This is a genomic window from Staphylococcus sp. HMSC34G04, from assembly GCF_001838765.1.
Lineage (GTDB): Bacteria > Bacillota > Bacilli > Staphylococcales > Staphylococcaceae > Staphylococcus > Staphylococcus epidermidis.
Genome location: NZ_KV838705.1, coordinates 72,015 through 84,677, shown reverse-complemented (window position 1 = coordinate 84,677; position 12,663 = coordinate 72,015). Strand labels below are relative to the sequence as shown.

General features: G+C 33.1%; 9 protein-coding genes and 1 pseudogene. 2 read left to right on the top strand and 8 right to left on the bottom strand.

From position 1 onward, the window contains the following. Position 1 precedes the first annotated feature (1 nt). Together HMPREF3241_RS02600 and HMPREF3241_RS02595 are read right to left on the bottom strand one after the other, a co-directional pair. Positions 2-394 (bottom strand): (deoxy)nucleoside triphosphate pyrophosphohydrolase, encoded by a 393-nt coding sequence (locus HMPREF3241_RS02600; protein ID WP_002495954.1) that lies wholly within the window; start codon positions 392-394, stop codon positions 2-4. A 273-nt stretch (positions 395-667) separates the two neighbouring features. After that, entirely contained in the window at positions 668-2,158 is a 1,491-nt protein-coding gene (locus HMPREF3241_RS02595) for a glycosyltransferase (protein WP_002495955.1), read from the bottom strand. Positions 2,159-2,375: 217 nt separating this feature from the next. Between HMPREF3241_RS02595 and HMPREF3241_RS02590 the strand changes: the two genes are divergently transcribed. Then, the gene (locus HMPREF3241_RS02590) at positions 2,376-4,016 is read left to right on the top strand and encodes a phospho-sugar mutase (RefSeq protein WP_002447139.1); all 1,641 of its coding nucleotides are present in this window, start codon (positions 2,376-2,378) and stop codon (positions 4,014-4,016) included. A gap of 213 nt (positions 4,017-4,229) precedes the next feature. On the opposite strand, the gene galU is transcribed toward HMPREF3241_RS02590, so the two are convergent. The 4 genes from galU to HMPREF3241_RS02570 all read right to left on the bottom strand — a co-directional run bounded on the left by galU (position 4,230) and on the right by HMPREF3241_RS02570 (position 8,997). Continuing rightward, a complete protein-coding gene (gene galU, locus HMPREF3241_RS02585; RefSeq protein WP_001831553.1) occupies positions 4,230-5,096 on the bottom strand; it encodes a UTP--glucose-1-phosphate uridylyltransferase GalU in 867 nt (288 codons plus the stop codon). Between the two features lie 248 nt (positions 5,097-5,344). Then, positions 5,345-6,703, bottom strand: a complete 1,359-nt coding sequence (locus tag HMPREF3241_RS02580; protein ID WP_002447138.1) for a gluconate:H+ symporter — start codon at positions 6,701-6,703, stop codon at positions 5,345-5,347. Between the two features lie 49 nt (positions 6,704-6,752). After that, positions 6,753-8,294 (bottom strand): gluconokinase, encoded by a 1,542-nt coding sequence (gene gntK, locus HMPREF3241_RS02575; protein ID WP_002447137.1) that lies wholly within the window; start codon positions 8,292-8,294, stop codon positions 6,753-6,755. A 22-nt stretch (positions 8,295-8,316) separates the two neighbouring features. Next, positions 8,317-8,997: a GntR family transcriptional regulator gene (locus HMPREF3241_RS02570; RefSeq protein WP_002447136.1), complete on the bottom strand. Its 681-nt coding sequence runs from the start codon at positions 8,995-8,997 to the stop codon at positions 8,317-8,319. A gap of 367 nt (positions 8,998-9,364) precedes the next feature. Here HMPREF3241_RS02570 and glpT point away from each other — a divergent pair, with 367 nt between their 5' ends. Further along, positions 9,365-10,723, top strand: a complete 1,359-nt coding sequence (gene glpT / locus HMPREF3241_RS02565) for a glycerol-3-phosphate transporter (RefSeq protein ID WP_002447135.1) — start codon at positions 9,365-9,367, stop codon at positions 10,721-10,723. A gap of 157 nt (positions 10,724-10,880) precedes the next feature. On the opposite strand, the pseudogene HMPREF3241_RS02560 reads toward glpT, so the two are convergent. Both HMPREF3241_RS02560 and HMPREF3241_RS02555 read right to left on the bottom strand, forming a co-directional pair. Then, positions 10,881-11,597 (bottom strand): annotated as a pseudogene (locus HMPREF3241_RS02560) (MerR family transcriptional regulator). An 85-nt stretch (positions 11,598-11,682) separates the two neighbouring features. Next, positions 11,683-12,558: an alpha/beta fold hydrolase gene (locus tag HMPREF3241_RS02555; RefSeq protein WP_002495957.1), complete on the bottom strand. Its 876-nt coding sequence runs from the start codon at positions 12,556-12,558 to the stop codon at positions 11,683-11,685. Between the last annotated feature and the right edge of the window lie 105 nt (positions 12,559-12,663).

Below are 12,663 nucleotides of genomic sequence, written 5' to 3'. Positions count from 1 at the left end.
TCTAATTCTCCTCTATTATACGTCTTACAGCAGGTACGTCTGCTGGAGCCCATTCTAATTTATCTAATTCATTTTTTCCTACCCATTTTATTTCCTTATGCTCAGTTAAAGTTGGTTTTTTATTGTTAAGTTTACACTTGTAGGTTGTTAAGTTAACTATTCCAAAGTCATACTCATAAGTTGTGGTTGTTACCTTATCACCAACAATTAAATCACATTTCATTTCTTCTTTAATTTCTCTTATTAATGCATCTTTTTCGGTTTCCCCATTTTCTATTTTCCCACCTGGGAACTCCCATTTTAAGGGTAAACTCATATTTTCGCTTCTTTGCGCACATAATATTTTGTTATCAGAGTATATAATAGCACCTACTACATTAATTTCCTTTTTCAATTTCATCACCTTCACACCTTAATAAATTTATTTTAATTTTAACAAATGTATATGTGTTTATACATCCAAACAACTGCGAAAAATGCTCTGTTTATGTATATAAAATTTATTTTTTAAACAAGTCGTGGTTTACATACTTAATATATTAGATGAGTTAAAAATATGATTTATATAGATAATTCATTGTTATTAAACGTATTTTATTTATGCATAAAAAAGGTATTCAGATCATCTCAACCATCTGAATACCTAAAATTTTCAATTTATATATAATTACTTTACTCTCTCAAACAACTTCTGATAGTTATTCTTTGCTTGTTCATACTTGAGTGCATTTTTTGTTTCAACTTTTGTTAGTGGATTTTTAATTATTTTATCCATATAGGCTGCGAATGCTTCAATGTTATCTGGCTCAACAAGATAACCATTTTCACCGTGCTCTATGATTTCACCAGGACCGTATCTTACGTCATAAGCAATGACTGGGCAACCTACTTCAATACTTTCCATAACGGTTAAACCAAAACCTTCGTATTCACTGGTTAATAGTGAGGCTTTAGATTTTTTGAATTCTTCAAGTGGATGCTTGGTAAAATCATTTAAATCAACTTTATCTTCAATTTGATATTCTTTAACTAAATCTAGTATGACTTGTTTTTGATTTTGTTCATCTGCACCATAAATCGCTAATTTCGTTTGATGTCCATATTTTAAGAATTGATTATAAGATTTGATTAAATGGTCCACTTGTTTTTGTTTGCCTAGTCTACCAATAAATACAAATCTATCCTCTTTGTCTTGAGTATCTTGTTGTCCATAGCTTTTAATAAAGTGAGGTACAATCGATATTTTTTCATCGCTGATACCATATGCATGTTGAATATCGTCTTTTTGCATATGTGTGAGCAAGAGGTATTGAGCTACTTTATCAGAATTTTCCAATGCAATTTTGTATGAAGATTTAATATTATCGCCATCGATGTGGCTATTATGAAATACAAGCACATTTTTTGTGTTCATACAGTTATTTAAAAGTGGTTTATCTAAAAGTCTAGCATCATTAAACACAATATCATTTTGTTTAAAGCGATGTTCGAAATAATATTTAAAGAGATCTTTTTCGTTTTTAAAAGCCTTCATGATACGTTGATTTTTAAAAATTTGAATAAAATCTAATTCATTTGCCTTTTGTGAATTGAAGAATTTTTTACAGTAAATACTTCCCTCAGTGTCAAAATATTCTTCCAAAATTTTGTGATATGTGCGGCTTGAGAAGTAAATCTTTCTATGCAATTGACCGAAGTGATTATATTCTCTACGTTCAATTTTTTTCTTAGAAATTGGTGACATCACGTCTTCAAATTCTATGATATTTGTATCTTCATAAAATTTCCGATATAAAACATAAGTTTCTTGATCATAATATCTCATCACATTGCCATCATTGAATGCTTTAGAAGTTAAACCTTCAATGTCTCTATCTTTTTCAGAGTAAAGCGTTTTTTTCTTAAATCTACTTTTAGGTATTGAAAGTAATTTGAAATCAGATAACCAATCATATATATTTTCGATTTGCGTATTTTTCGTTATGAGTTGATTCTCTTCGAACTTTTGATAAACTTCATTATAATTGGCGTTATAATTCGTTGTTAATATTTTATTGTGAATGCCCATTTCTTTATCAAGAAATCGAATTCTTGTTAATAATGATTTAGTTCTTCCTCCGTGCACTAAGGGTAATGTGCTTGTTACTGTATATATCATTGTTTTAATCCCCACCTTTTAAGATGTATGCTATTTTATAGTTAATTATAAAAATATTGATGCATTTTGAAGCCAGAAATTTTATAATGTGATTTAAGAAGTATTTTATAAGTTGTTTTAAAATAAGTTAAGAACTTTTTATGTTTTCGAAAATAAACGTAAACTAAAAATATAGTATAATGTATATTTTAATTTTAATAAAGAGGAATTTGTAAATATGAAAAATAATTGGATAGATGTATTAGATGAAAGTTTAGTCAAAGATTTTTATAATAATCAAACTTCCGAAGAGCAACAAGAAGGACTTAATACTACACTGTCTTTTGGCACGGCTGGTATTAGAGGGAAATTCGGTTTAGGTGAAGGACGATTAAATAAGTTCACAGTATCTAAAGTAGCGTTAGGCTTTGCCCATTATTTAACATCAAGTATCGCGCATCCTGTTGTCGTCATACATTATGACACAAGACACTTATCACCTGAATTTGCTCAAATTATCGCTAATATTCTAGCAAGTCTTGATATTAAAGTTTATCTTGCTGATACATACAGAACAACACCTGATTTGTCATTTGCAGTCAGATACTTACAGGCTGATGCGGGTGTTATGATTACAGCTAGTCATAATCCTAAAGATTACAATGGAATTAAAGTTTATGGAGAAGATGGTGCTCAATTATCAACCGACGATTCCGCACGACTAAGCACATATATCGATAAGTTAGGTCATCCGCTTCATATTAATTTACCTAGTTTAACTACTGAACAACAATCATTAATTCATTCAGTCCCGAGCGAAGTCAGAGAAGATTATTTCAAAAACGTACAAGACTTAGTTGGAACGATTCCACAGTCTGATTTAAAAGTTGTCTTTACAAGCTTGCATGGTACGAGTGTGCCAGTTGTACCTGACATCTTATCTTCTCTTAACTTTAATCAATTTGAGTTAGTCGCATCACAATGTGAACCTGATTCAGATTTCAGCTCTGTAGCCAGTGCAAATCCAGAGGATCATAAAGCCTTTGATCAATCGATAGAACTCGCTAATCACATTGATGCTGATTTACTTATTGGCACAGATCCCGATGCAGACCGTTTAGGAATAGTTGAACTTGATGCTGAAGGTAACATCCACTATTACAACGGAAATCAGATTGGTGCACTTTTGTTAAATTATCGTATCAAACAAACAGAAGGATTATCTAACAGAATTATGTTCCAATCAATTGTAAGTGGTGGCTTAGCTAAATCTCTTGCTCAATATCATAATGTCAATTTCAAAGAAGTTTTGACAGGTTTTAAATATATCGCAGCTGAAATAAGACATCTGTCTCCTGAACAAAACTTTATTTTTGGCTACGAGGAAAGTTATGGCTTCTTAGCCCGTCCTTTCGTGAGAGATAAAGATGCGATTCAAATTGTGCCATTAATGATTAAGTATGCAGCTGAATTAAAAAACAAAGGACGCATGCTTAAAGATGAATTAGAAGACATTACTCGAAATGTCGGTAACTTTAATGACAAGCTTTTCTCACATACATTTGAAGGTACTCAAGGCAAGGCAAAAATCGAAAATATTATGACTCAATTCAGAAGTGAAACACCTTCGGAAATGTGTGGTCTTAAAGTCATTGCAATCGAAGATTTTGAAACAGGTAAAAAGACTGACTTACAAAATGATGAAGTCAGCGATATAACTTTACCTAAAGCGAATGTAATAAAGATATACTTTAATGAAGGATTTATTGCTTTGCGTCCTTCTGGTACAGAGCCTAAAATTAAACTTTATGTATCACTTTCTTGTGACCATTTTGACGTAGTTGCACAAAAAATGAACGATGCTATATTTAACTCTTAAATAGAAAAAGGTGGAAATGTATTCTCTTTGCAATCTTGATATCGAAATAGAATTAACATGGTTAGTAAAATTTCTAGGTGGTACTCATGATATTGAGGACCACCCTTTCTAATAATCAAAATTTGATGACAGTGAATACTCAATCCAATCATCCACTATAAATACGTAAAATGCCTGGGACAACTATTTTGTCTCAGGCATTTTTGATTGAATTTAAATATCTAATTGCTTAATGAATGCTTTTAAGTCTTGACTCATTTCTGGATCTTTTAAAGCATATTCAATCGTTGTTTTAACAAATCCTAATTTTTCTCCAACATCATAACGATTACCCTCAAAATCATATGCATACACTTGTTGTTTGCTATTCATTCGTTCAATCGCATCAGTTAATTGAATTTCATTTCCAGCACCTTCTTGTTGTGTTTCAAGATAATCAAAAATTTCTGGTGTTAATACATAACGACCCATGATTGCTAGATTAGACGGGGCAGTACCTTGTTTCGGCTTTTCTACAAATTGACGTACTTCATATCGACTTCCCTCTTTAGCAGAAGGATCAATGACACCATAACGATGTGTATCAGATTCTGGCACTTCTTGAACACCTATTACTGAATGGCCTGTTTCTTCATAAACGTCCATTAATTGTTTAATAGCTGGTGTATCAGACTCTACAATGTCATCTCCTAATAACACTGCAAATGGTTCGTTACCGATAAACTGTTTTGCAGTATGAATTGCATGTCCTAGCCCCTTTTGTTCTTTTTGTCGTACGTAAAAAATATTAGCTAAATCTGTTGAATATTGTACTTTTTCAAGCAGGTCTGCTTTTCCTTTATTTTCAAGAACCATTTCTAATTCTTTTTGATTATCAAAGTGATCTTCAATTGCACGTTTATGCTTGCCAGTCACTATAATAATATCTTCAATCCCTGCTTTAGAGGCTTCTTCTACAATATATTGGATTGTTGGTTTATCTAATATTGGTAACATTTCTTTTGGCATCGCCTTAGTTGCTGGTAAAAAACGAGTACCTAAACCAGCAGCAGGAATTATTGCTTTTTTTATCTTTTTCAATCTATAAACTCCTTTACCTATTTACGTAATTAAACTCTTAATAAAGTGTATCACTATTTAAAATGCTTTCATAGTAGTGTTTTTTCACCACAATCTTTTTCATTATTAACATTAACTTAATCAAGAATTGAGTTAGAAATTAAAAATACTCGAAAAGAAATTAACTTTATTTTAAATATATCGGTGACAGACATCCACTGAAAAACACTCGCTATATTTTTAAAATGAGAGTGGCAGGAAATTTTTCTCTATACAAATAAACTAATAAACAAAATAAATAAAATACCTGATACTGAAATAATTGTCTCTAATAAAGACCATGTTAAAAATGTTTCTTTAACTGTCAGCCCGAAATATTCTTTGAACATCCAGAATCCTGCATCATTGACGTGAGAGAGAATTACGCTACCTGCACCTATTGCAAGAACGACCAAAGATACATTAACATCTGAATGTTCTAAAAGTGGTAACACAATGCCTGTTGTTGATACGGCAGCAACTGTAGCTGATCCTAATGAAATCCTTAAGACTGCAGCTACAATCCATGCTAATAAAATGGGTGACATGCTTGTTCCTTCAAACATCTTAGCGATTGTATCACCTACGCCACCATCGATGAGTACTTGTTTAAATGTACCACCACCACCGATGATGAGTAACATCATGCCGATTGGATAAATAGCTTGCGTAACTGATTTCATAATGTCTTCCATTTTTCGTTGTTGCTTCGTTCCCATCGTAAAGATTGCAAATATCACTGCGATAAGCATTGCAGTACCAGCAGTTCCTATGAAGTAAACAATTTGTTCGAATACATTTGTTGCTTCTTCGTGTCCTGTAATCAGTTGCACAATTGTAGAAATCAACATAAGAATAACAGGTAACATAGCAGTTAATAAACTTATTCCGAAACCTGGCATCTCTTCTTCTTTAAATTCCTTTTGAGTACCTAAAGAAGAAATATCCCCTTCTCTCGTATACGCTGTTGGAACCATCTTTTGCGCAAATCGATTAAAGAGTGGACCTGAAATAAGTGTTACAGGAATAGCAATAATCATACCATATAACAAAACTTCACCAATATTCGCTTTAAGCTCTTTAGCGATGACAACGGGTCCAGGATGCGGTGGTAAGAATCCGTGTGTAACGGATAACGCTGTGACCATTGGTAGTCCCAACTTTAATATTGATACATTTGCGCGTTTAGCTACTGTAAATACGAGTGGGATTAATAGTACAAGACCTACTTCAAAAAATAACGCAATACCAACGATAAATGCTGCTATCAACATAGCCCATTGAACATGTTTTTGACCAAACTTTGCAATAAGTGTATCAGCAATACGTGTTGCGCCACCGCCATCGGCTAATAATTTACCTAATATCGCACCTAAGCCAAAGATTAAAGCAATGTGACCTAGCGTACTACCCATACCATTTTCAATGGTTTCCATAATTTTGTTAAGTGGCATACCTAATAATAACGCAGTTATCATTGAAGTAATGATTAATGAAATAAATGTATTAAGTTTCAATCCAATAATTAATGTTAATAAGATAATAATTCCTAATACAACACTGATGAGTGGCCAAATCTCTCCAAACATCGTATTCCCCTTCTTTCTCTTGTTTATTATTCATATAATATATAATCAATTAATCACTTAAATGTTCTCGTTGGAAATTCGCAATATCACTGTAGTTCTCAGTCATAGAACGACTAATGTTAATAAAAATGGTGACAAGTTGTTGGTAGATGGCAACTGTTTCTTGGTTAGGTTCGTGGGCATGTGTTGTACCTACCATATCTTTAATGACTGAAAAATCATCTATTTCTCCTAGAGCTTTCATTCCAAGTACACATGCACCTAGACATGAACTTTCGTAGCTTTCAGGTACGATTAAGTCTGTATCAAAAATATCTGCCATCATTTGTCGCCAAATTTCACTTTTAGCAAAACCACCCGTCGCTTTAATTGTTGTCGGTGTTTCATTCATCACTTCAATTAATGCCAGATAAACTGTATATAAGTTATACAGTACACCTTCCAATGCTGCACGAATCATATGCTCTTTCTTATGAGATAATGTCAATCCGAAGAATGAACCCCTAGCGTCAGCGTTCCACAATGGTGCACGCTCTCCAGCTAAATAGGGATGAAAAATTAATCCTTCTGCACCTGGTTTTACTCTGCTGGCAATCTGAGTTAACACATCATAAGGATCGACCCCCAACCTTTTAGCCGTTTCAACTTCACTCGCTAAAATTTCATCTCGTAACCATCTCAAAACGACACCACCATTATTGACGGGACCGCCAATCACATATTGATCTTTATCGAGAATATAACAGAAAATACGCCCCTTCTCGTCTGTTTTTGGCTGATTAATTACCGTACGAATTGCGCCCGATGTGCCAATAGTTACAGCAACTTCACCTTTTTGATAGCTATTTACACCTAAGTTAGATAATACGCCATCGCTCGCTCCGACAATCACAGGCGTTTGCTCATCAATACCCATCAACGTTGCGTAGCGTTTTTTCATTCCAGTTAAAACATGTGTGGTTGGAACAAGTTGTGGTAATTGATTTTTTTCAATACCTAACAATTCTAAAGCTTTATGATCCCAATCTAATTGTTCTAAGTTCATCATACCTGTAGCTGATCCTAAAGAATAATCAATGACGAATCGCTCATATAATTGAAACAGTACGTATGTTTTTAAATCTGCAAACATAGTTGTTTGTTTAAATATCTCCGGTTCCTCATGTCTCATCCAAAAGATTTTAGATAATGGTGACATAGGATGAATCGGTGTACCAGTTCGTTGATACAATTCAAAACCGCCATATGATTTTTCTATTAAATCAGCATAATCATTCGCTCGATTGTCAGCCCAAGTGATATTTTCAGTTAAACGTTGATTATCCGCGTTCATAGCAATCAAACTATGCATTTGCGCACTCAAGGAAATAAATTTAATATCTTCTTTTGCGATGCCAGATTCTCTTACAATATATTTAACCGTCATAAGCACAGCATCAAATATTTCATCCGGATTTTCTTCCGACACATCTACGTTTGGTGTATGTAAGTCATAGCCAATATTATGTTTCATTATAAACTTGCCTTTTTCATCATATAGCACAGCCTTCGTACTCGTTGTCCCCATATCTACACCAATCATATATTTCATATTCATCCCTCTTTTCTATAAATTAACGTAACCAGAAAGCTTCAATATTTTCTCCTACATCATCAAAATTTAAATGGAATGCTTTTCTCAATATGGAGGCATCATCGTTCTCAACAGCATCTATAAAAACTTGATGATTACTATGAATTCTCTCGAAATCTTTAGGGTCATTTGCCATTCTTTGTCTCATTGAAATGAGTATGAGTGATTCCATAACAGGTTTAAGGTGATTCCAAAACACTTTAAGATACTGATGATTTGTTGCTTGAATCATCACCTCGTGAAACTCAAAATCATGTTGTGTAAATGCTTCAGCATCCTCAAATTGGACTGCAACTTTCATCATTTCTAATTGCTTTTTCATTTCCTTAACAATATGTTGTGTATCTGTACCACTTAATTTTGAAAAGGCAAATGATTCGAGCATCAAACGCAAATCATACATCTCCTTTTTCTCTTGATCTCCAAAAGGAAGCACCTGTGCACCCATACGCTCTAATTGAATCAATTGATCTGTTTGAAGTAACTTAAATGCATCTCTGACCGGTGAACGACTCACATTAAATTGTTGTGCAACTTGATTTTCACTTAGTTGTATATGGGATTCAATTTCGCCATTCACTATTCCTAAACGTAACTCAGCAGCTATTACTTGTCCTGAAGTCATGTTTTCCTTCCACTTTTTCGGATAACCATACGTCACGTTCTATCCACCTCAATTCAATGTCCCTCTACTTGTATACAAGTATGTTAATATACAAATTTTTGTTTTGCAAGCGCTTTCTTTTAGGTGTTTTGACATTTTAAACACAATTCAACAAAATATTTCTTAGAATTATTTACATCCATCTTTGATTCGTTCACTTTCCTTCCTCTCAATACAATTTATAAAACAATGTAAAATACACTTAAAACATACTTACTTATTGCTTGTTTCTTATTATTCAATTATATATTTTATATTTCATAAAAAAATATAATTATATTGACAACGCTTACTTGGATACTTAAAATTTACTCGTAATTATTTTTCAGTTTTATACATCATCATACGATTAGGAGGTTATAACATGTTTAATTTCTTAAAACCAGCTAGACATATCAAATCATTGCCATCAGAAAAAATAGATGATACGTATAAAAGACTACGCTTTCAAGTCTTTTTAGGAATATTTATCGGTTATGCTGGTTACTATTTATTAAGAAAGAACTTCTCTTTAGCAATGCCTTCATTAATTGAGCAAGGCTTTAGTAAAGGGGAATTAGGTATTGCGTTATCTGCAGTATCTATCGCATATGGCTTTAGTAAATTTGTAATGGGAACTGTCAGCGATCGAAGTAATGCTCGAATGTTCTTAACTTTAGGTTTAGTATTGACAGCAATTATTAACTTATTATTAGGATTTATTCCATTCTTTACTTCAAGCATAACTATAATGTTTATCATGCTGTTTTTAGTTGGTTGGTTCCAAGGAATGGGTTGGCCACCATCTGGACGTGTGTTAGTTCATTGGTTTAGTGTCAGCGAACGCGGAAGCAAAACGTCAATATGGAATGTAGCACATAATGTAGGCGGAGGTTTAATGGCACCTATTGCTACGTGGGGTATTTCCATGACTGCATTATACAACTTCGGTTATTTAAAAGGGTTTGAAGGCGTCTTTATATATCCTGCACTATTGGCTATCATTATTGCCATCTTCTCTTACATACTTATTAGAGATACACCACAATCTCAGGGGTTACCACCAATTGAGCAGTATAAAAATGATTATGCCACTTCAACTAAACAAACAATTGAAACAGAATTAACTACGAAAGAAATATTGTTTAAATATGTACTTAATAACAAATGGGTATGGGCGATTGCTTTTACAAACATTTTCGTTTATTTTGTGCGTTATGGTGTTTTGGACTGGGCACCGACATACTTAAGTGAGGAAAAGCATTTTGATTTAAGTGCTTCAGGTTGGGCTTACTTTTTATACGAATGGGCAGGAATTCCGGGCACACTACTTTGTGGTTATCTATCTGACAAACTATTTAAAGGTCGTCGTGGTCCAGCAGGCTTCTTCTTTATGTTAGGCGTAACAATCTTTATCCTTATATATTGGTTAAATCCACCAGGTCACGCATGGTTAGATAATCTTTCATTAATTGGTATTGGTTTCTTAATTTATGGTCCAGTCATGTTAATTGGTTTACAAGCGTTAGATTATGTTCCTAAAAAAGCTGCTGGCACTGCGGCTGGTCTAACTGGTCTATTTGGATACTTGTTCGGTGCAGTTATGGCTAATATTGTATTAGGGTTTGTAGTTCAACATTTTGGATGGCATATTGGCTTTGTGTTATTAACAGTCATCAGCATACTCGCTATGTTATGTTTCATTTTAACTTGGAATAAACGTGGTCAAGAACAAATCGACTAATATCCTAAGTGTGCTCAATCATTGATTACGATGCGCATATGTCCTATTCAGTCGTGTGCTATATATAAAAATAGCCTAAGACTATTCGTCTCAGGCTATTTTTATGCTTTGCGTCATGTAGCATAAATGAATTTTTATTAATATATCCAAATTGCATTCATTGCTTAGCAATTTCTACACAATAATGTATTTCGTGACAATCAGGACATTGAAGCTTTCTAGTTTAAGGTGTATGTGATGCTGTTACAAATTTAATGACACTAGGATTAAACACATGGTGGCAATTAGGACAGACATATGAAACATTCTTTTTATACTTTTTTGTTAACCAAAGTGAATACATAGCTACAACAGGCATCATCGACAAAAAAGGCTTTTTCCTTTTAGTTACAATTGAAGTGATCAAACCACCATATTGTAATGAACCAATCAGAGCTATACTTAACCATAATTTCTTTCTAACATATTTGCGTCTATGAGATTCTTCCATATAAGTAGCTATATCTTGTAAATAATAAATTGGAGATATTGAATTTTGATGAACATAGCGCTGAATTTGCTCTATTTTACGTACCTTGTTTTCTTTAACTGTTATTGACTGTTGTATCTCATGCTTTTTGATTTGAAGAAGAGTGTAAAGCGTCTTCATTGATGAGTCTTCTTGTAATAACACTTTAATTTCTTTAATTGTGCAACCTATTTCCTTAAGAAATAAAATCAGTTCAAGTTTCTCCACTTCCTTATCAGTGTAAAAGCGTCTGTTAGTTTCAGAAGTATAATTTGGCGATAAGATTTCTTGTTTATCGTAGTACTGAATAGTGCGTGTTGACACATGGCATTTATGAGCTATATCTCCTGAAGTATAAATCGACATAGACATCTCACCTCCTAGTCAAAGCATACTCGATAACGTTACGTCATTATCAATAACTTTATTCATTTCTAGACGTCCGGACGTCTTATTTTTTGGAAATCCACGCTTTAATTTCATCTACCACGCCAGTTTGTCCATCCGATTGGGTTTCTAAAACACTCGGGAAATCTATATGACCAATTCCTGGATAAATAACTTCTTTAGTTTCTCCACCTAACGCCTTAAATTTTTCTAACGTAGCTTGAGAATCCGTATAAGGAATAATTTGATCTTCTTTTCCAGACATAAATAATATTTTTGGAAATTGTTTAATCTCATCGATATCTGGTAAATAATCTGTATTAATCGTGTAAATCATATCCGTAATTATAGTTTTAATAGGTGCAATAAATTGTACCAAATCAAGTGCGTTTTCCTTTTGTGCATAAATCGTTTTATCAAGTATATATTGAGGAAGATTTTTTACTGCCTTAATTTCATCTTTTAACACTGCTCGCTTACTCTCACTAGTGAATAATCGTGCTAACATACTCGCATCTGGAGTAATTTTCGCTGCGCTATGTAAATAAATAAGATGAGATACTGGTAATGTATTATACTTAAGTAATCGTGTCGCAATCATTCCTCCCATTGAATAACCAACAATACTCAGTTCTTTTATCTGTTGCTCCTTAACAATTTGCGTTAATACATCATATATACGTGCAGCGTAATCATCTAATGTATGTGTGTCACGATCTAAATCTGTACTTTTACCACGACTTGGACTATTAATAAATATTAATTTGTAATCTCTGAAGTAAGGCTCGAACATCGTCATAATTTTATATGTTAAGAGTGCACCATGAATAAATACAATCACATCATCAGCTTGGCTATCTCCTGCGTAGGCAACTTCACTATATTCTCCCTCAAATTGTTTAAGTGGATAAACTTTAGTTGTAAAATTTTGCTTAATCATATACATCCTCTTATTCTTAATACATTAATTAATATAATAATATCATATAATTTAATTTTTTATAATTATACTAATCATATGTCCATCAGCTTTATGTTACTACAT